Source organism: Nodosilinea sp. LEGE 07298 (assembly GCF_015207265.1).
Taxonomy (GTDB): Bacteria; Cyanobacteriota; Cyanobacteriia; order Phormidesmidales; family Phormidesmidaceae; genus Nodosilinea.
This window is the reverse complement of the sequence record NZ_JADEXE010000018.1, coordinates 18,937-43,658: the sequence shown is the minus strand read 5'-3', so window position 1 is coordinate 43,658 and position 24,722 is coordinate 18,937. Positions and strand designations below refer to the sequence as shown.

Annotated in this window: 15 protein-coding genes, 1 other RNA gene and 1 pseudogene; 3 read left to right on the top strand and 14 right to left on the bottom strand. The window is 56.6% G+C overall.

Annotation, left to right across the window (positions count from 1 at the left end; translation table 11 throughout):
* Nucleotides 1–968 (bottom strand): 7,8-didemethyl-8-hydroxy-5-deazariboflavin synthase subunit CofG (cofG, locus tag IQ273_RS04415; RefSeq protein ID WP_194021957.1); only part of this gene is annotated, 968 nt, incomplete at its 3' end.
* A 166-nt stretch (nucleotides 969–1,134) separates the two neighbouring features.
* Nucleotides 1,135–1,509, bottom strand: a complete 375-nt coding sequence (locus tag IQ273_RS04410) for a rhodanese-like domain-containing protein (protein ID WP_194021956.1) — start codon at nucleotides 1,507–1,509, stop codon at nucleotides 1,135–1,137.
* Nucleotides 1,510–1,854: 345 nt separating this feature from the next.
* Between IQ273_RS04410 and mutL the strand changes: the two genes are divergently transcribed.
* A complete protein-coding gene (gene mutL, locus IQ273_RS04405; protein ID WP_313898016.1) occupies nucleotides 1,855–3,576 on the top strand; it encodes a DNA mismatch repair endonuclease MutL in 1,722 nt (573 codons plus the stop codon).
* Between the two features lie 88 nt (nucleotides 3,577–3,664).
* On the opposite strand, the gene IQ273_RS04400 is transcribed toward mutL, so the two are convergent.
* The 12 genes and pseudogenes from IQ273_RS04400 to rpsT form a co-directional block, all read right to left on the bottom strand.
* Nucleotides 3,665–4,870: a glutathione S-transferase family protein gene (locus tag IQ273_RS04400; protein ID WP_194021955.1), complete on the bottom strand. Its 1,206-nt coding sequence runs from the start codon at nucleotides 4,868–4,870 to the stop codon at nucleotides 3,665–3,667.
* A gap of 80 nt (nucleotides 4,871–4,950) precedes the next feature.
* Nucleotides 4,951–5,595 carry a response regulator transcription factor gene (locus IQ273_RS04395; RefSeq protein ID WP_106872081.1) on the bottom strand — a complete coding sequence of 215 codons (645 nt, stop codon included), beginning with the start codon at nucleotides 5,593–5,595 and terminating at the stop codon, nucleotides 4,951–4,953.
* Between the two features lie 416 nt (nucleotides 5,596–6,011).
* Complete coding sequence (locus IQ273_RS04390; RefSeq protein ID WP_228052313.1) at nucleotides 6,012–6,623, bottom strand: fasciclin domain-containing protein; 612 nt, start codon at nucleotides 6,621–6,623, stop codon at nucleotides 6,012–6,014.
* A 325-nt stretch (nucleotides 6,624–6,948) separates the two neighbouring features.
* Nucleotides 6,949–7,593, bottom strand: coding sequence for a hypothetical protein (locus IQ273_RS04385; RefSeq protein ID WP_194021959.1), 645 nt, complete (start codon nucleotides 7,591–7,593; stop codon nucleotides 6,949–6,951).
* Between the two features lie 128 nt (nucleotides 7,594–7,721).
* Nucleotides 7,722–8,066 carry a hypothetical protein gene (locus IQ273_RS04380; RefSeq protein ID WP_194021954.1) on the bottom strand — a complete coding sequence of 115 codons (345 nt, stop codon included), beginning with the start codon at nucleotides 8,064–8,066 and terminating at the stop codon, nucleotides 7,722–7,724.
* A 286-nt stretch (nucleotides 8,067–8,352) separates the two neighbouring features.
* Nucleotides 8,353–9,429, bottom strand: a complete 1,077-nt coding sequence (locus IQ273_RS04375) for a Gfo/Idh/MocA family protein (RefSeq protein WP_194021953.1) — start codon at nucleotides 9,427–9,429, stop codon at nucleotides 8,353–8,355.
* Nucleotides 9,404–10,132 carry a ribonuclease III domain-containing protein gene (locus IQ273_RS04370; protein ID WP_194021952.1) on the bottom strand — a complete coding sequence of 243 codons (729 nt, stop codon included), beginning with the start codon at nucleotides 10,130–10,132 and terminating at the stop codon, nucleotides 9,404–9,406. The genes IQ273_RS04375 and IQ273_RS04370 overlap by 26 nt, the downstream gene beginning before the upstream one ends.
* Nucleotides 10,133–10,153: 21 nt before the next feature.
* Nucleotides 10,154–10,529: RNase P RNA component class A (gene rnpB, locus IQ273_RS04365), an RNA gene on the bottom strand.
* Nucleotides 10,530–10,670: 141 nt separating this feature from the next.
* Nucleotides 10,671–16,598, bottom strand: a pseudogene (locus IQ273_RS04360) (DNA-directed RNA polymerase subunit beta').
* Nucleotides 16,599–16,704: 106 nt separating this feature from the next.
* Nucleotides 16,705–20,016 (bottom strand): DNA-directed RNA polymerase subunit beta, encoded by a 3,312-nt coding sequence (gene rpoB / locus IQ273_RS04350; protein ID WP_194021949.1) that lies wholly within the window; start codon nucleotides 20,014–20,016, stop codon nucleotides 16,705–16,707.
* Between the two features lie 174 nt (nucleotides 20,017–20,190).
* On the bottom strand, nucleotides 20,191–21,033 hold the full coding sequence (locus IQ273_RS04345; protein WP_194021948.1) for a TatD family hydrolase: 843 nt from the start codon (nucleotides 21,031–21,033) through the stop codon (nucleotides 20,191–20,193).
* 59 nt (nucleotides 21,034–21,092) lie between these two features.
* Nucleotides 21,093–21,395: a 30S ribosomal protein S20 gene (rpsT, locus tag IQ273_RS04340; protein WP_194021947.1), complete on the bottom strand. Its 303-nt coding sequence runs from the start codon at nucleotides 21,393–21,395 to the stop codon at nucleotides 21,093–21,095.
* Nucleotides 21,396–21,619: 224 nt separating this feature from the next.
* Between rpsT and hisD the strand changes: the two genes are divergently transcribed.
* Both hisD and IQ273_RS04330 read left to right on the top strand, forming a co-directional pair.
* Nucleotides 21,620–22,948: a histidinol dehydrogenase gene (gene hisD / locus IQ273_RS04335; protein ID WP_194021946.1), complete on the top strand. Its 1,329-nt coding sequence runs from the start codon at nucleotides 21,620–21,622 to the stop codon at nucleotides 22,946–22,948.
* Between the two features lie 127 nt (nucleotides 22,949–23,075).
* Nucleotides 23,076–24,722, top strand: a complete 1,647-nt coding sequence (locus tag IQ273_RS04330; RefSeq protein WP_194021945.1) for a CTP synthase — start codon at nucleotides 23,076–23,078, stop codon at nucleotides 24,720–24,722.

Sequence of the window (24,722 nt, the reverse complement as noted above, 5' to 3'; positions counted from 1 at the left end):
GTTGCAGGCAGCCAGCGATCGTACTTGGGATAGACGGGTAGGCGGGGGTGCAGTTGCCAACTAGCGGGGGCGATCGCAGCCCGCAGTGACTCCGGTGTGGGGTGATCGTAGTCGGGGTTGACCTCATCGATGGGGCTAATGCCGCCGAGATCGCGTGCGCCTGCGGCCAGACAAGCCAGCAGTCCTGTGTGACTGACCAGGTTGGGCGGAATTTGAAGGGTGATATCGGCGGGCAGGTGTTCTTTTGCCAAAGCTACGGCCCTCACTAGGGCAGATTCACCAAGTGCCATCCTCGGCTGTAGCTGGTGCTGGCCGGGGCTGTGGGGCTGCAAAATGACTTCTTGAATATGGCCGTAGCGGCGGTGGATGGTGGCGATCGCCCGCAGCGACTCCACCCAGTCTGACTCCGTTTCACCCAGCCCCAGTAGTAGCCCGGTGGTGAAGGGAATGCCCAGTTCGCCCGCCCACTCCAGCTGCTGCAAACGCACCTCGGGGCGCTTGCTGGGGGCGTAGCGGTGCACCGTCTCCAGCAGCTTGGGTGTCACCTGCTCCACCATCAGCCCCATTGAGACGTTAACCTCACGCAGCTGCGCCATCTCGGCTTGGCTCAGAGGGCCAGCGTTGGTATGCGGCAGCAGCTCAGCCTCTAGGGCCAGCTCGCAGATTTGTCGAATGTGGCCCAGCCAGTCGGCGCGGCGGGGGCTACCGGGGGCAACCTCGCCGCTGAGCACCAGCACCTCACATACGCCTCGCTGGCGCAGCATGGGCAGCTGCTGCGCCACATCGCTGAGCCTGAGCCAGGGCGATCGCCCCGGCTCAGCCCGAAAGTTGCAGTAGGTGCAGCGGTTAAAGCATTCGTAGGTGGGCACCAGGGTGTGGGCGCGGCTATAGGTTACCACCTGTTTACCAAGCTTTTCTACGGCAGAAGAATGACCGCTATTCTGCACAATGCCTGTCGTCTGCCCCATGCCGCTGCCGCTAGTCTGACGTTGCTACTCGATGTCGAATGTCACTAAATTAAGGCTGGTGGGCCGTGCTCACCCTTGTATTTTAGAAAGTATTGCAGACCGAGACTTCTGGCGATCTGCGAGGGCTTATTTCAGCTTATTTCAGTGACATTTACGTTAGGTCAGTTTAGGCTACCGTGCGGATGACCTCGATCGGAAAGCCAGCGGCCTTCCATGCGGCGACCCCACCGCGCACAATGGCCACCCGAGAAAAGCCAGCGGCTCGCAGCTGCTCGGCTACCGCAGCGGCCTCATCGTCGGTGTTGCTGTAGACATAGAGATCGCGAGTCACCTCAAAGCACTGAGGGGCCGTAGCCATCAGCGAGTCGGCGGGTATGGAAATCGCGCCAGTGATGTGGCTGTGGTTGAAGTCGGCGCGATCGCGCACGTCGATGATAGTCAGGGCTGGTTCGCCCCAGTCAAGCCGCTCTTTCAGGTCGTACACGCGCGACTTGGGCCGCAGAGGAGAAGGCTTGGGCAGGAGGCCAAAGAAGCGATTCATGGTGAGGAGGATCCTGAGGAAGGCGTTCTCCTGCAATGTAACAAACCTTAATAGGTCCGGCAAACTTTATATGGCAAACATAGACAAAACTGCAGCCTAATTGGCTCCTATGAATGAGAAAATTCAATCGATTGTCTCCCAAAACGGTGTTAGACGCCATTTTTACGATTTTTTCTTTTGGCGAATTTTTTTAAAGCGTGTTTGAGCGTCTTTCTAGATAGCTGCAGGCAAATCGCTTCAAAAATGAGTATTCATCCTGGTATCGCCGCTGCTGTCAAACCATCCTCGATCCTTTGTACTGGTCTGGTCTTCTCGCAGTAGCATTGAAAGAGTTGCCCCTGGAGAGTGGTTCCCATTCCTGTCGCCGACTCGCCCCCCACCGACCCCAGTCGCCCTATTCAACCGCTGCCTGGGGAAGTGGTTCACAGCATTGCCGCCGGAGAGGTAATTGACTCGCTGGCGGCAGCGGTGCGCGAACTGGTCGAAAACAGCCTTGATGCTGGGGCCACCCATATCACCATTGCCCTCTGGCCTGAGCAGGGGCGGGTGCAGGTGGCCGACAACGGCATCGCTATGGCCCTAGACAACCTTCACCAGGCGGCGATTCCCCACAGCACCAGCAAAATTCGCACCCAGGCCGACCTGTGGCAGGTTCACAGTCTAGGCTTTCGGGGCGAAGCTCTGCACAGTCTGGCCCAGGCGGCCCAGCTAGAGATTTGCAGTCGCCCCTCCAGCGATGAGTCGGGCTGGCGGGTTAACTATTCGGCCCAGGGGGAACCGTTAGCCACAATCCCCGTAGCGATGGCCCCCGGCAGCGTCGTCACCCTGACCCACCTGTTCGATCGCTGGCCTGCCCGCCGCCAGCGGTTGCCCGCCATCCCGCGCCAGTTAGCCCAGGTGCAGCGGGTGCTGTACCACTGTGCCCTGGCTCACCCCACTGTGACCTGGGCCGCCCAGCTCAACGATCGCCCCTGGCTAGCCCTGACCCCCAGCCCCACCGCTCGGGGCCTGGTGCCGCAAATGGTGCGATCGCTCGCTGAGACCGATCTGCATGAGGGCTGGCAGGCGGTTCCCTGGGCCGAGGAAGATATCGGCATGGACAAAGGCATTTACGGTCTGATCGGCCTACCCGATCGCTGTCATCGCCCCCGCCCCGACTGGGTCAAAGTAGCGGTAAATGGGCGACTGGTGATGGTACCTGAGCTGGAGCAGTGCCTTCTGCAAGCGTTTCGCCACACCCTGCCCCGCCACCGCTACCCGCTGGCCTTTATCCACCTCACCGTCGCCCCCAGCGACATCGACTGGAACCGCCGCCCCGACAAAAGCACCCTTTATCTGCACCAGCTCGATGGCTGGGTAAAGCTTTGTCAGAGCCATATTGAGGCGCTTTTGGGTCAGAATGCCGCTAGTCTGCCCGATAGTCACCAGCAGCAGCGGGTTACCCAGTTGCTCAAAACGGCAGAACCGGGAGGGGCTTATGGCCCAGCAGGCGATTTGTCGGATGGGCTACCCTACCGCGATCGCCCCGGCAGTTTGCGAGCGATCGCCCAGGTGCACAGCCGCTACATTTTGGCCGAACAAGCCGACGGGCTGTGTCTGATTGAACAGCACATCGCCCATGAGCGGGTGCTCTACGAACGGCTGCAAGACCAGTGGCAGCTGGTGCCGTTAGCTACTCCAGTTGTGTTGGAAGGGCTAAATGAAAAACAGCTGGAGCAATTCCAGCGATTGGATCTAGCGCCGGAGGAGTTTGGCCCTAACCGCTGGGCGATTCGGCAAGTGCCAGAACCCCTGTGCGATCGCGACGATCTGCCCGACGCGCTGCTTGAACTCAGCCTGGGCGGCAATCTGGATACGGCACAGGTGGCGATCGCCTGCCGCACCGCCATCCGCAACGGCACTCCGCTCAATCTCCCTACAATGCAAACCCTGCTCGATGACTGGCAGCGCACCCGCAACCCGCGCACCTGCCCCCACGGCAGACCCATTTGCCTAACGCTGAGCGAAAGCAGCCTGGCTCGCTTCTTCCGCCGCAGCTGGGTAGTAGGCAAAAGCCATGGCATCTAGGGCGGGGTTAGGCACCCGGTCCCTTTGATGCCGCCTTTAAGCCTCTATTAGCAGCACGGAAGGGACCGGGTGCCTCAGCGCACAAACCCTATACCATCGCAAAATTGGCCGGGTCTTGGTCGCGGCGATGGCGGATGGGCAGTGGCTCGGGTTGGGCGTCTCCGGCCAGGGCAGCGGTGGCCTCCAGCGCTTCGCGCAGGCGCTTGGCGGCGTAGATCGACATATCGCGGGGCACATTGATGCGATCGCGCAGGTACCGCAGTCCCATCTCTGATCCGGCGGGCGGCTCACACACCTCCCCCGTCATCAAACGCGTCAACGCACAGCGCAAGGCCAGATCAATCACATCCCGCTCGACAGGATTCACTTTAATCACGTTGTCCCGGTGCTTCACCATTCGGGTCAGAGCCTCAACCCGAGACGTCTCCGGTTCTGGATAAGCGACATCAGGCAGGCCAAACCAGGGGCCTAGATCAACCTGAGCCTGGTTGCGGCGCGTCTGGGGCAAATCATTCTCATAGCAGCCCCCCATCTGCGGCGGCAGGTCGTGCACGTGAGTATGAAAATCGCTTTGAGTGCCGCGATAGGTAGAGCGGCTCTCTAAACCGTCAAACCAATCCTTCAGTCGAGGGTTTTCTTCCCGTAGCCCATAGCCTTTGTAGTAGTAAAGGCTAGCATTCATGCGCTCCACATAGGGCACAAACACGATATCGGCGGTGCTAAACTCTGGCAAAAAGAAGGGGCCAGGGGTACTGGCCAGCGCCTGCTCAACCCGCTGCACCACGCCCACAAACTGGTCGCCCGCCCGCTGGTCTGCTGCGGGCGATCGCGCTGGCTGACACAGCCACATACACCAGGCCCGAAACAGCATCCGCTCCAGCTGGCGCAGGGGTACCACCGCTGGGTCTTTCATACCCCAAACTAGGGGACCGAAGGCATTTTCTAGGGCCAGCAGAATGTCGTCGCTCTCGGTAATCATCCGCCCATCCAGATCCAGGGCGGGTAGCATTCCCGAAGGCACCTTGCGTTTGTACCAGGCTTCTTTCTCGCCGTAGCAAAACATGGTGACCTTTTCGATCCGGTAGGGCACTTGCTTTTCTTCCAGCCACAGCCACACTTTTTGGCAGTAGGGGCACCAGGCGTGGTTGTCGCGGTAGAGCGTCACCCGTACCGCACTCTCGGGGTGGCCAAACAGGCGCAGCCGAGACTGAGCATTGGTGGGGCCATTGACGTAATCAACCGAAAAGTCGGCTATCTCTTCTAGGGCCGACCAGCTGAGGGGCGCAGTTGTCATAGGAGGAAAGGTTCACGGTTCACGGGTATAGGGTTCAAGGCAACTCCTCAAACCTCACACCCTGTACCTTAAACCCTTTTCTAAGCCTTATTGTTTTCGATCGCCCAGCGGGCTAGCTCGGTGCGGTTATTCAGACCCGTCTTACCCAGCATATTGCTGACGTGGCTCTCAATCGTGCGCTGGCTGACCTGTAGCTCGTTAGCAATCTCACGGTTGGCCATGCCTCGGGCCACAAACTGCACTACCCGAAGTTCAGTCGGGGTAAGCTCTACATCAAAGGGCACCTGAATGGCCGGGCTGCCGCCACCTTTAATTTGCTGCTTGATCAGCCGCGATGCTTGCTTGAGCGAAGACTCGACCTGAGCCACCAGTTCTTCGGGCTCAAAGGGTTTGACCATGTAGACATCGGCACCGGTATTCAGCCCCTTAACCCGATCCTGACTTTGCCCTTTAGCCGACAAAAACAGAATGGGAATCCACTCAGTAGCGGGGTTTTCGCGCACGTTGCGCACAAAGGCATGGCCATCCATCTCGGGCATCATCACATCGCAGATAATCATGTCTGGGATGGTGTCTTCCAGCATGTCCAGCGCTTCTCGCCCGTTTCCTGCTGTCTTGACTTCAAAGCCACGGAACTCCAGATAGTCCTTGACTAACAAGATCAAGTTGGGGTCGTCGTCAATCAGCAGAAGCTGCTTTTGGTCGCCGGGAGTGGAATCCTTCATGCTCTGACATTCACCGCAATTAGCCTGTCGTTGAAACCGTCACTGAAATCTAAGTATGCCCCTAGAGCGAAGTATGCCCTCAATTGCTACGTGCCCTTACACTGGTGACGCAGGTACCAGCTCTTTTGAGCCACGCCGCTAGTCTGGGGCTAATAAAAACCTTGCTCCTATTGCTGATGATACTTCAACAAACTGTTCTCAGCGAACGAGCGCCTCGATTAGCCTGTTCTAGCTCGTTACTTTCTAGCTCATTACTTATCTGGGTTTCACTGCGACAGGCCGAGTGGGCTGAGTTTTGTCCTGGGCCAAAGTCTTTGCTTCAAGAGTTGAGAGGTGAGCCAAATTGTCTCTGCACACAAGCGATCGCCCTAGCAGGACGACCGCTCGCGAACTATAGCGATGGCTAATGCGGGAGACTACATCGGCAGCAGCACCGAGTCAATAACATGGATAACGCCGTTGCTAGCTTCGATATCGGTAGCAAGTACGTTTGCGTCGTTAATAGTGACCGCTTCTTCACCCACCATCACCATAATGGGAGCACCAGCCAGGGTATCGACTTCCCCAGAGGCCAGATCGGTAGAGAGCACCTCACCATCCAAGACGTGGTAGCTCAAAATTTGGGCGAGTTGGTCACGGTTCTCAGGCAGCAGCAGGGTATCTAGGGTGCCTTCGGGCAGCGCTTCAAAGGCTTCGTCAGTAGGGGCAAACACAGTTACAGAGAGGTCTGGATTGCTCAGGGCTTCGGTCAGGCCAGCCGCTTCAATTGCGGCAGTTAAAATTTCGAAGTTTTCGTCGCCAGCAGCAATCTCAGCAATCGACTGCTCCATAGTGGCCATGGGCTGCTCGACCTCGGTCGGCTCCTCAGCAGTAGGTTGGTCAACCTCAGCGGGTTCTTCCGCAGCGGGCTCCTCAACTTGAGACATGTGGGTATCGGAAATAGCCTGCTGGGGAAAGGCGGTAACCGCTAGAGGAGCAGCGCCAAACAGCAGTAGACCTAGTGCGATGCGCAGAGTGTTCGGAGTCATTTGAAGTTACGTCCTGACAGGGTTTGAAATCAACTGGCAAAACAAATTTACATTGCTTAACCAGACCTGAAGAGTTGTAACACGGTAGGAAGAGGCGACTATCTATCTAGCGATAGAACCAATTCGTTCCCCACACTGGTTAAAAACAATTTCTAATCGCAAAACAAAGGGCGATTGAGCAGTGCTGATTTGCGGACTAGGCTATGAAAAACATGGGGTTAATAACCCTGCCGCCGCCAAACCGCCTACGGCCTACGTCAGAATGAACCCTGTGAAGAATAGTGAAGAGCACTGGCTTTACAGGGAGAAATCGTTCTTTCTAAATCTACTCATTGCGCTGGACAACTTTTTGCTCGCGCCCTGGAACAGCTTCCATCGCCGCCAGTACTGCCTGCTGGGCGGCCAAAATGTCGCGTTCTTCGCCCCCTAGGTAGAGTCGCCCAAAGCTGCCCACCGAGCTAATCTGCAAAATATTGATCAGGGCTGCTTTTTCAGCTTCGTTAGCCGCTAAAGAGGCATAGGCTGCAGGCTCTACCTCAAACACGTAAAGGGTTTGACCCGCAACAATCATGTTGCCCCGACGAGTGCGGTTAATAAGCTGTACGTGATGCGGATCCAGATTGCGAATCACTTGGCTAGAAATAATCCGGGGTTTGAGCCGCTCGCGATAGGAAGATAGCCCTAGGGCCGAGAGCATTGCCCCGCCTGCGGCATGCACTTCGCCTTGGTTACTGGCATGAATTTCAAGCAGCCCGTAGAGACGCTCCACAATTAGCGTGCCTGGGCGTACTACCGCTGCCTTGAGGCCAATATCGAGAATGCGGTTGATTTCAATACCGGGGGAGATTTCTATCCAGAGGGATGCATCACCTGGCAGCGGTAAAAAACCCAGCGATACAGTGCCCATGTAGGCCGCATGCTGGGGCTGAAGATTATCAATGTAGACATAGCTGCGAAGATCGACGCCCAAAACCCGGTATCCCACTTTCCTTCCTTGGTAGTATACCGGGCTGGGGTGACTGCTTAGCGCCTTAGCCCTGGGGGCAGCCCTAGGCTAATGGGCTAGGCTAAGCGGCAATAAGCCCAAGCTAGAACAAACTAGAACTTAGAGCCAAACCCGACTGATGTTGTGCCCATAGCATCGTAAACAGTTAGCCCCAGGGGCAGGTTAAGCTCCCCAGACTCATCTACAAGGTCGTTTAAAAAGGGCATTTGCAGAGAATCAGCCAGTTCGCCAATGCCGTTGCTTTCTTGAGGTCCGACCTGTTGATCGACTTCGCTAGCCAAGCGGTTAAGACTATCCTGACTGTGCTGTTCGACGGCCAAGGCGTCGGCCATAGTCATGGGAGTTGTTTGCAAGTCTCGGGGCGCAGCCACAGCCTGTGCAGACGCACCGCAGATCCCTAAAACTGCTGTCGCCGCAATCCAATAGGAGTAATTCATAGTTCAGGTGTGTGAGGGTGAACAATGGTTGACGACCAGAAACTCCAACCCTTAGCCCTGACAGAAAGGCGACGAGTTTTTTCAGTTATAGCCCGTCAAATCAAGTTGTCAAAGCAAGCTTAGTTTTAGGTTCATGAAGTTGCAGGTTCATGAAGTAACGTATACAAAGTAACCTGCATCTAACATGGCGCACATCGGTCTGCCGATGTATGTTGCCCCATCCCTCCGTAGAACTACCAGGTAAAGGTATTAAAGTTTTGTGAGCAATTCGGTAAGCAAACCACGACTAAACTGAGATGATTTCACCAGTTTCAGCGGCAGTGGAAATAGCGGTCATCACCTTGACCAGTTCAGATGCCATTTGTCCTGAGGAAATTGGCGAAGGCTGATTTGCCGCAACGCAATGAAGGAAATGGCGGCACATTTCGCGTAGGGGTTCGACAGGCGCGATCGCGATCGCCTCCGCCTGGGAACCTATGGGTACAAAGGGGAACGATTGGGTCTGAAACTGCCCCCGATACAGGGTAAGCGGATTGGTCTGGGGGCTTTCATCGAGCACCAGGGTGCCGCGATCGCCCACCAGTGCTAGCCGTCGCTGCTTGTCGGGGTTAGCCCAGCTGGCGTGAACCATCACCTCCAGAGGATGGGAGCGATCGCCCAAGTCATAGATCAACCGTAGCCAGCCCACATCGCTTAACCCCGAGGCAACGTTTTCCTGAAGCTGGGTCTGTAGCCACGCTTGCCCCCAGGCGGCAACGGCGGTGGGTTGCGCCCCCAGCCAATGGTTGAGAATAGAAACATCGTGAATGGCCAGATCCCAGAACGCGTCGGCATCGGGACGCACGGGGCCAAGGTTGGTGCGGGCCGAGTAGCCGTAGCGCAGAGTACCCAGTTCTGGACAGAGATCTCGCCCGCGCTGCACCGCCGGGTGGAACAGGTAGGTATGATCAACCATTAGCTGCCGCTGCTGGGCGATCGCTAGTTGAACCAGGGCAGCACTGGTGGCGTGCTCCAGGGTGAGGGGTTTTTCGCTCAGCACATGCAGCCCTTGCTCTAGGGCGGCTTTAATCATTGGGTAGTGGGCGCTAGCGGGGGTCGCGATCACCGCTGCCCCTAGGCCTGGATGGGCGATGGCTTTGGTCCAGGTGTCGTAGCATGCAATGGTGCTGGCTAACCCGAAGCGATCGCACAGGTCATGCAGCCGCTGGCGATCGGGGTCAACCAGGGCCACTACCCGTGCTTCAGGCAGGGCAAGGAAGTTACGCAGCAGGTGGGTACCCCAGCGGCCCAGGCCAAAAATGGCTAGCTCCAGGGGAGCGAGATCGGGGGCAGCCCGATCAGGGGGATCCAGGCGGTTGGTCATGGGTAAGGGATTGGCAAAGGCGATCGTAGGCGGTGGCAGCGGCGGCCTGCTCTGCCTGCTTTTTGGTGGGGCCGCAGCCGGTTCCCCAACAGGTTTCCCGAAACCACACGGTCGATTGATACCGCTGAGGATCGCCGTCTATAGGGTGCTGTTCGGTAGTGCAGTACTGGGGTAGGGCCTTACTGTGAGCCTGGGTAAGTTCTTGTAGGGCAACTTTATAATTTTGCCTGGCGGGGTCTTGCTGTACCGCGATCGCTAACTGGCGCAATGAGTCGTCCAGCCAGGCTCGTACCAGCGCCAGGGTACGGGTTTCTAAATACAGTACGGCGACTACGGCCTCTAGGGCATCGGCCAGATGAGTGGGGCCAGCTTTCATGCTAGGGCCAACGGTCAGATAGGAGGCCAGACCGCGCTCGTGGGCCAGTTGAGCCAGGCTGCGATCGCTGATCAACACCGACCGCACCGCCGAGAGTTCACCCACCGAGGCCTCAGGGAAGCTCTCCTGCAGGCACTCTGTAGCCGCCAAGCGCAGGACTGCGTCCCCCAGCAGCTCAAGCTGTTCGTAGTTATAGCGGGCATCCACCGACTTGTGCGTTAGCGCCTGGTCTAAACGACCCCAATCAAGGCTGATATCGGTGGGTAGCCCCAACTCTTGCACACAGCGCTCCAGCTGCCGCTGTCGGGACAACGGTAGTTCAGTCACAGCCGATAGGGTTAATAAATGGGAAGGAGGTAGACATAAGCCGGGTTCTGTTCCCCCATTTCGGGGGGGCGGTTATCTATCTGGGACGTTTGTTGCCAAACGCCTCTTGCGGTACTTAACAACGGGGCCGGAAAAAGACCAACCTTGCCCCTTGACCTTGCACCCAACCGGGGTTTACCGAGCCAGCACCTCTCGATACTGCTGGTGCGCTCTTACCGCACCCTTGCACCCTTACCTGTGCCTGAGATTATTGACCTAAGGCCATCGGCGGTATGTTTCTGTGGCACTATCCTCACGGTTGCCCGCACTGGGCATTACCCAGCAGGTCTGGTCTTTCGGGAGCCCGGACTTTCCTCAGACTGGCAAACACCAATCCGCAACCACCTGCGCTACCTCCCTCTTACCTTCAGTTTAAACCCCAAGGTAGAGAAAGCTGACAATAACTTCCTCTACAGCCGATGCCGCCCCTGTAAACCAAAAACCAGACGGCCCCGGCTGATTCAAATCAGCCGGGGCCGTCTGGTTTTTGCAGTCCGACCTAGCCAGCTTCGGTTTGATCGTCGATCAGCAGGTCATCATCGTCCGCACTGGCACCATTGCCAAGCCCAGCCGAGTCGCCATTGCCTGACCCACCGCCGCGAGAACCGCCATCATCTAAAGACATGCCGCCGATCATCTCATCGTCATTGAGCATGCTGAGGTTACCCTCCAGATCATAGCTACGGGCGGTAAAGTCATCCAGCACCACATCCTGTAGCACCATGTCGTCATCCAAAATGGCCGACTCGTAAGCCGGGTCGATTTCGGGAGTCGGTGACTCTTCGTAGGCATTGTAGCCGGTACCGGCCGGAATCAAGCGTCCAATAATGACGTTCTCCTTCAGGCCGCGCAGCCAGTCAGATTTGCCCTCAATCGCCGCCTCGGTCAGCACCCGGGTAGTCTCCTGGAAGCTAGCCGCCGAGATAAAGCTGTCGGTGTTCAGTGAGGCCTTAGTAATACCCAGCAGCACCGGAGTATATTCCGCCGGGGCACCGCCAGTAATGGCCATAGCCTCATTTACCTGCTCGACCTGGTAGATTTCAACTAGCTCACCCGGCAGCATGGTGGTGTCGCCACCATCGTCGATACGGCACTTCGACGACATCTGCCGCACAATCACCTCGGTGTGCTTGTCGGAGATGTCGATACCCTGCGACTGATACACCGACTGCACCTCGTTCACCAGGAACGACTGCACCTTTTGCAGCGCCCCTAGAGCGGCATCGTGAATACCCATGCCCTGGCTGAGATTGTACTTAAAGAACACCTCCAGAATCTGGTGAGGGTTGGCGGGGCCGTCGGTCAGGTGCTCAGCAGTGCTGACCCGCTGGCCATCAGACACCAGCACGTTTTGCCCAGGACTAATGGGGTACTCCGTAACTACGCCATCGTCTTCGATGATTTTGACCTCTACGGTTTCGTCATCGCTGTAAACGACTTGAGCGTTACCGGGGCGCTCGGAAAGTATGCAGCCTTCTTTCGGCTTGCGAGCTTCTAGCAGCTCTTCAATCCGAGGCAGACCCTGAATGATGTCGCCGGTCTTAGCCCGCTCAAACACCAGCAGCACCAAGTTGTCACCCCGTTGTACCAGGTCACCATCTTCAATGTGCAGCACGGCACCGGTAGACACACGATAAGGACGGGCCAACCGCAAAGATATTTGACTGCCTTCAATAGCGGTGACTTCTGCAGATTCTTCGTGGGTAAGGCCAGGGGCTAGTTCGGTGTTGGCTACCACCAGATCACCAACTTTTACAGTTGGCTCCTTGCCCTGAAGGTCGACCTTCATGCGGTCGGCTTCCCGAACCACTAGCACTCGGCGAATGGCTTCCTGTCCTTCGCGAATACCACGTACTTCTCCCGCTTCTTTACAGCGAATCTCAGTACGGGCTACTACTGCTCCGGGATCAATTTGCTGGCCGTCTTCTACCAGCAGTCGGGTCACAGTTTTACCCTGGGTCTGGTCGGCAACCGCGTCGCGGCGAATTACCTGGGTTTCTAGCACCACCATTTGTAGGCGCATTAGGTCGACGTCTTGATCGTCGGGCACTAGCTCAATGTCGGCGACCACGTGGGGTGACTCGTCTTCAATATCAAGCACTAGCTGAGTGCGCAGGAGCTCAACGCCATCTACCGACTTCACCCGCTCCCCATCTTTAAAGGGAATGCGCTGGATAGCACGCAGCTTGATCGAACCGGCGGCATCAGCGGCGCTGTCTTGGCTAGGCACAGCGGGCTCGTTTGGCACTACGTACTCCTCCACTGGGCGCAACAGCAAGGCGGGGCCATCGGGAGTTTCAACATACTCTACGTAGCGCAGAGCGTCAGATACCAGACCTGGCATTACCTCTTCGCCAGCGTTGACCAGGGTGCCATCGCGATCCATCACGTCTTCAGGAGCATCCACCATATGGATTTCGCCCGGCTTGACCAAGATCTCGCGCAGAATGTCGTTCTTCTGGGTCACTTCAACCACGCCGCTATTTTGACAAAAGATGTCTTTCACAACTTCTGTTCCCGCTTCGAGGTACTGACCGTCTTCCACCATCAGTAGCGAGATATCTTTGTTGACCTCGTGAGCTTCTTCAGGAATCCACAGTAAGGTGCCACCCTGAACCACTTCGTAGCCCTGTTTGCCCTTGCCCTTTTTGGCTACATCAACACCAGAAAATTTGACAATACCGCCGGTTTGAGTCCGAAAGCGATCGTCCTCGAGTTCGGCGATCACCTGGCCGCTGGTGACCTTAGCCCCTGGCGTAGCAATTAGGGAGAAGCGCTGGCCGTGGGCAGTCTCAACAAAGTAATGCTCGCGGCCCTGGCCGTGTTCTTTGCGCACCTGAGCCTGATCTAGCATCACCGAAGCGGTGATGATTTCGACCTCGCGGGTGCCCTTTTCGTCGTCGGCTTCGGGCAGGCGCACCAAACCACCCCGTTCGGTGGTGAGCTTGGTTTCAGCCAGGGTATCATCGGCATTAACATAGTCACCGTTGCGCACCACGGGCTCAGCGCTTGGCGGCAGGTTATACACGTCGCCAGCCAATACCCACAGCAGACCGCCTCGCTGGGCCAGGCGAGTGGTGTTGCCCTGGCGATCGGTTTTTTCTTCTTGGACTAGGCCAGCAAACTTCACTTCCCCAGCTAGGTCAGAGGTGACGTCTTTGGTGGCCTTTTCAGTCACCTTACGGGTACGGCCAGCAGAGGGCAACTCGGCTAGCAGCTGCTCTTTCTGAACCGTTTCGCCATCGTTGACAAACAAAATTGTGCCCTGGGGCAGAGACTCAGTTTTGTTTTTGCCCGTGCCTTCGATCACAATGTCAGCGTTGGCCTCCATCATGAGCGCTTCTTCGCCGTAGCGGGTGCGGAAGGCGCGGGTCTTGAGATTTTTGGGCAGCTTCACGGTACCGTCTTTGCTGGCCCGAATGCGAGGTGCCACTTCGCCTGTAAAGGTACCGCCCGTGTGGAAGGTACGCATGGTCATCTGAGTACCAGGTTCACCGATAGACTGGGCGGCAATGATGCCTACCGCTTCGCCCAAATCAACCATTTCAGAGTGAGCTAGGCTCCAGCCGTAGCAGAGGCGGCAGACAGAACGGGTCGCCTCACAAGTGAGAGGCGATCGCACTACTACCCCTTCAACCCCGGCCTCCGCCAGCATTTCTGCAATCTCCGGAGACACGGCATGATCTTTCTCTAGCAGCACCTCACCGGTTTTGGGGTGCACGACATCCTCAGCGACCACGCGTCCCAGCAGGCGGTTCTCTAAAGGAATGAGCACCCGTTCACCGTCGGTCATACTGCGCAGGGGAATGCCGCGTTCAGTGCCGCAGTCGTGCTCGCGAATAATCACATCCTGAGACACATCGACCAGACGGCGGGTCAGATAGCCCGAATCAGCGGTGCGCAGCGCTGTGTCCACTAGGCCTTTACGGGCACCGTAGGAGGAAATCACATACTCGGTAACGGTCAGCCCCTCCCTGAAGTTAGTCTTAATGGGCAGGTCAATGATTTCCCCCTGGGGGTTAGCCATCAGACCCCGCATGCCCACCAGCTGCCGCACCTGGGAAATGTTTCCCCGTGCCCCAGAGAAGGCCATCATGTAGACCGAGTTGAGCGGGTTGTTTTCTTTGAAGTTTTTGACCACTTGGTCTTTCAGCTCTTCGCTGGTGTCATTCCAGGTGTCAATTACCTTGGTGAGACGCTCCACTTCGGTAATTTCACCGCGAGTGTAGCGCTCTTCGGTAATGCGGATATCCTCCTCAGCGGCGGCCAGCATGCCCTTCTTCTGTTGCGGAACCTGAAGGTCTTCTACGCTGATAGAGACCCCGGCCCGGGTGGCATATTTGAAACCTAGCTCCTTAATCCGGTCGGCCATCTGCGACGTGCGCGCGGTGCCATGGTTAGTGAACGACCAGGCAATCAGCTTCTTGAGCTGCTTTTTATCAATAATGCGGTTCCGAAAGATCAGAGAGGATTGAGGTGCCCCTTGCTCAGCCATAGGTTTTGCCCTTTGTAATGTGCCTGTGATGTTCGTGCTGTGGTGTTTTTGTGGCTCCTAGCCAGCGATCGCGTCGAGCACCGCCTTGTTGTAGATAATGCGGCCCGGCGTAGTCTTGATGTACTGAGAAATCAAGTTGCCCTCACTGTCTAAACGCATCCGGCGATCGGGGTAAATTTCAGTAATGGTGCCGTCCTCAGACTCCATCCGCTCAGGGGCAGATGTCTTGGGTTGGTCAGACTCAACCTCCCCATCAAACCGCAGCCATACCTTGGAATGAAGATCGACTACGCCCTGCTCAAAGGCCATGATGGCGTCCTCCATACTGGCGAAGTAATGCCCCTCGCCCTTGTTGGCATCAGGGTTTTCCGCCGTTAGGTAGTAGCAGCCCAGCACCATGTCCTGGGAGGGGGTGATGATCGGCTGACCCGTGGCAGGCGAGAGCACATTATTCGAGGCCAACATTAGTAGTCGGGCCTCTGACTGGGCCTCCAGAGATAGGGGCACGTGCACCGCCATCTGGTCACCGTCAAAGTCAGCGTTGAAGGCCGGGCACACTAGCGGATGCAGCTGAATCGCTCGCCCTTCCACCAGAATCGGCTCAAAGGCCTGAATGCCCAAACGGTGCAGAGTCGGCGCTCGGTTTAGCATAACGGGGTGGCTTTCAATCACTTCCTCCAGCACGTCCCACACACTAGGGTCATTGTGCTGAATCAGCTTTTTGGCCGCTTTGATGTTGTTGACCAAGCCCTGGCGAATCAGCCGGTGAATCACAAAGGGTTGAAACAGCTCGATCGCCATTTCCCGAGGCAGACCGCACTGGTGAATTTGCAGCTTGGGGCCAACCACGATGACAGAACGGCCAGAGTAGTCAACTCGTTTGCCCAGGAGGTTTTGGCGGAAGCGCCCCTGCTTACCCTCAATAATGTCAGAGAGGGATTTTAGCGGTCGATTGTTAGCCCCCACCACGGTGCGGCCTCGGCGACCGTTGTCGATCAACGCATCGACGGCTTCCTGCAGCATCCGCTTTTCGTTACGGACAATGATTTCTGGAGCCAGAATCTCCTGCAGACGCGCCAGTCGGTTATTGCGGTTGATCACACGGCGGTAGAGGTCGTTGAGGTCGGAGGTGGCAAAGCGGCCACCATCTAGCTGCACCATCGGCCTCAGATCGGGCGGAATCACCGGAATCACGTCCAGCACCATCCACTCGGTCTTAGAGCCTGTGGCGATAAAGTTGTCAATTACCCGCAGGCGCTTGATCAGCTTGGCCCGTTTCTGGCCTTTAGAGTTGGCAATATCTTCCCGCAGCTTTTCCGCCGTGGTCTCTAGCTCCAGATCCTCCAGCAATCGCTGGAGCGCTTCGGCCCCAATGCCGACCTCAACCCCAGACAGCTCAGTTTCTTCGTCATAGAGCTGATCCTCGATCTCAATCCACTGATCTTCGGTCAGCAGTTGCTTGTAGCTGAGATTTTCAGCGTTGCCCGGATCGAGCACCACATAGGCATTGAAGTAGACAATCTGCTCTACGTCGCGCAGGGGCATGTCGAGCAAAATGGCAATATAGCTGGGGATACCCTTCAGGTACCACACGTGGGCCACCGGGGCGGCCAGCTTAATGTAGCCCATCCGGTGACGGCGCACCCGTGACTCGGTTACCTCCACGCCGCAGCGCTCGCACACAATACCCCGGTGGCGCACCCGCTTGTACTTACCGCAGTGGCACTCCCAGTCCTTGGCGGGGCCAAAGATGCGCTCGCAGAATAGTCCGTCCATTTCAGGCTTGAGGGTGCGGTAGTTGATCGTTTCGGGTTTGGTAACTTCGCCCACGATTTGTCCGTTAGGCAGGGTGCGCTCTCCCCACTGGCGAATCCGTTCTGGGGAGGCGAGGCCGATTTTGACGTAGTCAAACCGTTGTTCTAGCTTGGCCATGCTGGGTATTTTCCTTGAAAGGGCGCTTGGTCTAGGGTGTGGAGGATAATGTCTGTCCCTAAGGACTACCTAAGGCACAATCCTTGAGGACAGACGTGGGGATGGGCTAGTCTTCTACTTCTTCTAGCTCCTCATCCCGAGCAGCAATAGACTCATAGGTGGGGCGAGAGGGGGTACGACGACTGTTGACATCGGCCATCAAGTCTACTTCGGTATCGCGGCTGGTCCCGTCTTCACGGGTTTCGACCTTGTGCACCGCAATATCTAGACAGAGGGATTGCAGCTCTCGCATCAGTACCTTGAAGGACTCAGGAGTACCTGGACGAGGAATTGACTTGCCCTTGACGATCGCATTGAGGGCCTCGTTACGCCCCTGCATATCGTCAGACTTCACCGTCAACAGCTCCTGGAGAGTGTAGGCTGCCCCAAAGGCTTCTAGCGCCCACACCTCCATTTCGCCAAATCGCTGACCACCCTGCTGAGCCTTACCGCCTAGAGGCTGCTGAGTCACCAGAGAATAGGGGCCGGTAGAGCGAGCATGAATTTTGTCGTCGACTAGGTGTACCAGCTTCAACATGTAGGCTCTCCCCACCGTAATCGCCTTATCAAAGGCCTCACCCGTACGACCGTCCCGCAGAACAATTTTGCCGGGATCATCAGGGTTAAAGATCCAGTCTTTGCCGCTGGTTTCGCGGGCCTCCATCAGCTTGCCGTGGGTGGAGTTTCGCGAGGCTTCCTCCCCATACATCTCGTCGAAGGGAATAACCTTGAAGCGAGCATCGAGGTTTTCGGCGGCCCAGCCCAGCAAGCACTCAAACACCTGCCCCACGTTCATGCGGGAAGGTACTCCAAGGGGGTTGAGGGCAATATCAATGGGCGTGCCATCGGGCAGGTAGGGCATGTCTTCGATGGGCAAAATACGGGAAATAATTCCCTTATTGCCATGACGACCGGCCATTTTGTCGCCCACCTGAATTTTTCGTTTCAGCGCCACATAGACTCGCACCACCATATTGGCCCCAGGCGGTAGCTCGTCCCCCTGTTCTCGGGTAAAGACCCGCACATCAACCACCCGTCCTTTTTCGCCGTTTGGCACCCGCAACGAGTTATCGCGCACATCTCGGGCTTTTTCGCCAAAAATAGCTCGCAATAGCTTCTCTTCCGGAGGCTGATCAGATTCACCCTTGGGGGTAACCTTCCCGACTAAGATGTCTCCCGAATCAACCCAGGCCCCAATGCGAATAATGCCGGTTTCATCTAGCTGACGCAGGGCATCTTCGCCAACGTTAGGGATTTCCCTGGTAATTTCTTCAGGACCTAACTTAGTTTGTCGTGCCTCGATCTCGAATTTTTCGATGTGAATAGAGGTGTACACATCATCAAATACGAGGCGCTCGCTGAGCAGAACAGCATCTTCATAGTTGTAGCCTTCCCAGGGCATGTAAGCTACCAGCACGTTTTGCCCTAGAGCTAGCTCGCCCCCCTCAGTGGCAGAACCATCTGCCAGGACTTGCCCGGCTAGAACCTGTTCGCCAGGGAACACAATGGGACGCTGGTTAAGGCAAGTATCCTGGTTAGAGCGCTGATACTTTTGCAACTCATAGGTGTGGACACTACCCTCTGGGTCACGCACCTTAATCAGGTCTGCGTCAAGATACACCACTTCCCCATCGGTGCTGCTGATAACGACCATCCCTGAGTCACGCGCGGCCTGGGCTTCTAGTCCCGTACCCACCAAGGGACGCTCGGGCTGAAGCAAAGGCACTGCCTGACGCTGCATGTTAGACCCCATAAGGGCGCGGTTTGCGTCATCATGCTCCAGAAAGGGAATCAGCGACGTTGCTACGGAGATGATCTGCACAGGCGATACGGCCACATAGTCCACCTCGGTGGAGTCAGTGGTCGTGAAGTCTTGGCGGTAGCGTACTGGAATCGTGTCGCCCACGATGTAGCCTTCTTCGTCGGTGGCAATATCGCCAGGAGCTACCCGCAGATCGTCTTCTTCGTCGGCAGTCATATAGATCGGCTCGACGTCTTTGAAGACACGTCCATTCTCAGCCCTAAAGAAAGGCGTTTCAATGAAGCCAAACTCGTTGACTCGGGCGTGGGTAGCCAGGGAACCAATCAGGCCAGCGTTAGGCCCCTCCGGTGTTTCGATGGGACAAATACGTCCGTAGTGGGAGGGGTGAATGTCGCGCACGGCAAAACCGGCCCGCTCACGCGTGAGACCACCAGGGCCGAGGGCACTAATCCGTCGCTTGTGGGTTAACTCTGCTAGGGGGTTGGTTTGATCCATAAACTGAGACAGCTGGCTGGAGCCAAAGAACTCCTTAATAGCCGCCACTAGAGGCTTGGGGTTCACCAGAGACGCCGGGGTCAGCGAGTCAGAATCAGAGACGGTCATGCGCTCGCGGATAATGCGCTCTAGGCGGTTGAGGCCTACCCGCACCTGGTTTTGCAGCAGTTCGCCAACAGAGCGGACCCGGCGGTTGCCTAGGTGGTCGATGTCGTCGATGGAGCCGATGTCAAACTCCAGGTTGATTAGGTAATCGATTGCCGACAAAATATCGGTAGGCGTTAGCACCCGAGTGGCATCGGGCACATTGAGGCGCAGCTTGCGGTTGAGCTTGTAGCGGCCCACCCGACCCAGGTCGTATCGCTTGGGATCGGAGAAGCGAGAGTGCAGCAGTTGTTCACCCCCAGCCACGGTAGGAGGCTCACCGGGGCGCAGTTTGCGGTACAGCTCAAGCAGGGCCTCCTCTTCGCTAAACTGCCCTTCTTTCTCGATGGTTTTTTGAAAGTAGTCGGGGTGGCGCAGCGAATCGAAGATCTCGTTGTCGGTAAGGCCTAAGGCCTTCAGCAGCACCTGAGCCGACAGCTTGCGGGTTTTGTCGATCCGCACCCACACCAGATCATTTTTATCGGTCTCGAACTTAAGCCAAGCCCCTCGGTTGGGGATCAGGTTGGCGTTGTAGGTGCGGCGGCCATTCTTGTCGGTTTCAGCCTTGTAGTAGACCCCAGGGCTTCGCACGATTTGGTTAACGATGACCCGCTCGGCCCCGTTGATGATGAAGGTACCGCGATCGGTCATCAGCGGTAGGTCGCCAATAAAGACTTCCTGCTCTTTAATTTCACCGGTCTCTTTGTTGATTAAGCGGGTGGGCACGTACATCTGCACGGCATAGGTAGCATCCCGCCGCTTGGCCTCATCGACATCGTACTTAGGGCTTTTGAGCTTGTACTGTTTACCTAAAAAGTGCAGCTCTAGCTTGCCGGTATAGTCGGTGATAGGAGAGAAGCTTTCCAGCTCTTCAATCAGCCCTTCTTCTAAAAACCAGCGAAAGCTAGACCGCTGAATTTCTACCAGGTCGGGCAGAACAAAGTTGGGAGTAGTTTGGTAAACGGTGGTTTCAGTCATGGGTCTCCTAGTGCAGGTCGGCCAAGTGCAGATGAGTCAGAATGTAACGACGCATCTCAAACGGAGCGAGTGGGTAAATCGGGGCGGTAAAGTAGGATGGCCGTAGAGGCCGATCTAATGATTGGGGAGAGGTTGCACAACGGCGATCGCACACCCGCACAATAGACCAACTGCCTAGCAGCCCGCCGGGGTGGGGACATAATGCAAATTAGGGTAAGCGGAAAGCAATAGGGATGACTCGGGTAATTTAAACAAGGTCACAGCGTTGTGGGTAGTTGTCTGAGCTAAGGCTTCAAAATTGACCTGGCGTAGCTCAGCTAGGTAAGCCGCCACATGATATACAAAGGCAGGCTGGTTGCGGCGCTCTTTACGCCGAGGTTCGGGGGTAAGAAAGGGACAGTCCGTTTCAACTAGCAATCGGTGGGCAGGCACCATTTGGGCCGAGGCTTTAACCTGATGAGCATTTTTGAAGGTGACAATACCGCTAAAGCTAATGTAGAACCCTAGATCAAGAAACCGTTGGGTCTCTGCCGGAGTACCTGCCCAGCAGTGCATGACACCAGTAACAGGGCCAACATGACGCTGAAACTCCTCAATCACCTCAGCTGTAGCCTGGGCCGCATCTCGACAGTGGACAATGACTGGTAGCCCCAGACCATGGGCAATGGTTAACTGCTGCCAAAAAGCCTCGCGCTGAACAGCTTCGTCATCTGCCTTAAAGAAATCGAGTCCGGTTTCGCCAATGGCAACAACCCGACTGTCAGAGGCAGCCAGCTCAGCAATCTGGGCGGCCGTTTCACCAGTCCACTTATCCATATCGAGGGGATGAAGCCCCACGGACAGGTACAGCTCGGGAATGCGATCGGCGATCGCCTGCATAGCCGCAAACTCTCCAGGCTCGACGCAAGAATGCACCAAAGCTAAAACCCCGGCCTGTCTCCAGGCCTGGGTTAGTTCGTCGAGATCCCCAGTAAACGTATCAAAATTGAGATGTACGTGGGTATCAACCAAAGGCATAACAAATGCAGCGACAAGAAACGGCAGGTAGCCCAGCGTATTTGAAACCTAGGGGTAACCTAGGACGCAGCCCCTGTGGCCTCTTGAGCCTTGAGCACCCGAGCCAGGCCAGACTTCTTGCGAGCACCGGTATTAGGATGAAGCACGCCACGCTTTACGGCCTTATCAATTTTACTGTAGGCAGCAGCCATGGTGGCCTCAACCTGCTTTTGGGTATCAGCGCTAGGGTCAGCCCGATAGGCGTCAACAGCAGAGAGATAGTTTTTGGTCAGAGTTTTGACTGCCGACTTGTAGGATCGGTTGTGCAACCGATTGCGCTCGGTGATTTCAATTCGTTTTAGTGCAGACTTGATGTTTGCCACAGTTCGCCCTAGCTTAACAAGATTAATTGACTGGATAAAGCATGTTAGCACCAATTTGCACCAAACGGTGTAAATGAATGCTTGGTCTGGCTACCAAATTAGTCTGTAGATCGACTAGGATGGTACAACGCTGGTGTTGACTGCCTTTGCGGAATGTTTTACCGCTCCCAAGCAGCTAACCTAGCGCACCGCACCTTGCTGGCTTATCTGGATTCCTGGCTGTAATGCTGCGCATCACCCATCAGCTACCCGAGGCAAAAGCAGAGCTGCAACGCATCTGTGCCCGCACCCACGACGATCAAGTCGTGCATAAGGAAGCCACGGTTCGAGAAATATTGCATGCTGTTCGCCGCCAGGGAGACCAGGCCCTTATTCAGTATACTGCGGACTTTGACGGAGTTACCCTAGCCGCCGATGGGCTGCGCTTCTCGGGGGCTGAGCTGGATGCGGCCTATCAGCAGGTGAGTAAGGGGCTGCTGGATGCCATTCGACTGGCCTGTAAAAATGTAGAAGCCTTTCATCGCCAGCGAGTACCTCAGAGCTGGGTAAGGTTTGAAGACAATGGCGTGGTCCTGGGTAAGCGCTACACCCCCGTCGATCGAGCCGGTATCTACGTTCCTGGGGGGCGCGCTTCTTACCCCAGTACCGTCGTTATGAACGCGATTCCGGCCCGAGTGGCTGGGGTTAAGCAGGTGGTCATGGTCACTCCCCCTGGCCAAACAGGTACAGTCAACCCGGCGGTGCTGGTGGCAGCTCAAGAGGCAGGTATTACCGAAATTTATCGGGTTGGGGGCGCCCAGGCCGTGGGGGCATTGGCCTACGGCACTGAGACGATACCGGCAGTAGATGTAATTACTGGCCCCGGCAATATCTATGTCACGCTGGCGAAAAAATTGGTTTTCGGCACCGTAGGCATCGACTCGTTGGCAGGGCCATCTGAAGTTTTGGTGATTGCTGACCATACGGCTAACCCCGCCCACGTCGCCGCCGATCTGCTGGCCCAGGCGGAGCACGATCCGATCGCCGCCGCTATTTTGCTCACGACCAGCGAGCCGCTGGCGACGAGGGTAGCCGCCGAGGTCGATCGCCAGCTAGCGGGGCATCCGCGCCAGACGCTAACGGAAAAGGCGATCGCTAACTATGGTCTGGCGGTCGTCGTCGATAGTTTGGAGCGGGCGGCTGAGTTGTCTAATGGCTTTGCTCCTGAGCACCTGCAGCTGGAAGTGGCCGAGCCCTGGGATCTGCTGGAGCACATTCGCCACGCCGGCGCGATCTTTTTAGGCCATTCTACCCCCGAAGCGGTGGGTGACTATTTGGCTGGCCCCAACCACACCTTGCCCACCTCGGGCGCGGCCCGCTATGCCTCACCGCTTTCGACCGAAACCTTTATGAAGCACTCTAGCCTGATGCAGTATTCTCCGGAAGCCCTACGGGGGGTAGCGGATGCGATCGCGGTGCTGACCGAGACCGAGGGGCTGCCCTCCCACGGCGACTCGGTGCAGCGACGGGTGCAGCCCGAATCGGGCGGTGGCGAGGGGTCTTCTAGCGCTTAGCCCAGCCTTCTCTAGCCCACTTATTCTCTAGCCCGCTTTACCGACGGCGCTCAGGATCAACACGAATCACCCGGCCCCTGTGGCACAATTAACGGGTTAACGCTCCTGGGGTCTGGGTTAAGCTGCTATGACGAAGTTTGTGTTTGTAACCGGCGGCGTAGTGTCGAGCATTGGCAAGGGCATTGTCGCGGCCAGTCTGGGCCGATTGCTAAAATCGCGCGACTACTCCGTTTCTATTCTTAAACTTGACCCCTACATCAACGTCGACCCCGGCACCATGAGTCCCTTTCAGCATGGGGAGGTGTTTGTGACCGAAGATGGAGCCGAAACCGACCTCGACCTGGGTCACTACGAACGCTTCACCGATACGTCTATGTCGCGGCTCAATAGCGTTACCACTGGCTCTATCTACCAGGCTGTAATTAACCGAGAGCGCCGGGGCGACTACCAGGGGGGGACTGTACAGGTGATTCCCCATATTACTAATGAGATTAAAGAGCGCATTCACCGAGTCGCTCGCAACACTAACCCCGATGTGGTAATTACTGAAATTGGCGGCACCGTTGGCGACATCGAGTCGCTGCCCTTTTTGGAAGCCATTCGCCAGTTTCGTAAAGACGTAGGTCGTCAGGACGTGCTCTACATGCACGTTACCCTGGTGCCCTGGATTGCCTCGGCAGGAGAATTAAAAACCAAACCAACTCAGCATTCGGTCAAAGAACTGCGGTCAATTGGTATTCAGCCCGACATTCTGGTATGTCGCTGTGAGTGTCCGCTGCCCCAGCCCATGAAGGAAAAGATTGCCGAGTTCTGCGATGTGCCTGCCGAGGCCGTGGTTACCTGTCAAGATGCCAGCAGCATTTACGAGGTACCTCTAAAGCTAGAGCACGAAGGGCTGGCTCACCAGGCTTTGAAGATGTTAGCGTTGGATCAGCGACAGCCCCACCTGGGCCAATGGGAAATTATTGTAGAGGGGCTCTACAGCTCTAGCCAACCGGTCGATATTGCGATTGTGGGCAAGTATGTCAGCCTCAACGATGCTTATCTATCGGTGGTAGAAGCCTTGCGTCATGCGGCAATCGCCCATCGCGCCGCCATCAATGTCCGCTGGATTAACTCCGAAGACATTGAAACCAACGGCCCAGAAGCCCACCTAAGCGGCGTCAACGGCATTTTAGTGCCGGGGGGGTTTGGCTCGCGTGGTATTGGCGGCAAGGTGCAGACAATTGAGTACGCCCGGACGCGGGGCATTCCCTTTTTGGGGCTGTGCCTGGGTATGCAGTGCTCGGTGGTCGAGTGGGCCCGCCACGTGGCCCAACTTGACGGAGCCGACAGTTCAGAATTTACCCCTGAAACCCCCAATCCAGTCATCAGCCTGCTGCCTGAGCAGCAGGATGTGGTGGATCTGGGCGGCACTATGCGCCTGGGCCTGTACCCCTGCCGCCTGGCACCCGATACCCTAGCCAGCCGCCTCTACGGCAAAGAGGTGATCTACGAGCGCCATCGCCATCGCTATGAGTTCAACAACGCCTATCGCAATCTGTTTATAGAGTCGGGTTATGCGGTTAGCGGCACCTCTCCCGACGGTCGTCTGGTAGAAATTATCGAGCTACCCAGCCATCCCTTCTTTATTGCCAGCCAGTTTCATCCTGAGTTTCAGTCGCGGCCTAGCGCCCCTCACCCACTGTTTTTAGGGTTAGTGAATGCGGCGCTGAGTGCCACCAAAACAGTAGCCCCAGTGCCGGTAGAAGTAGGAGCCACTGCCGATACGTAA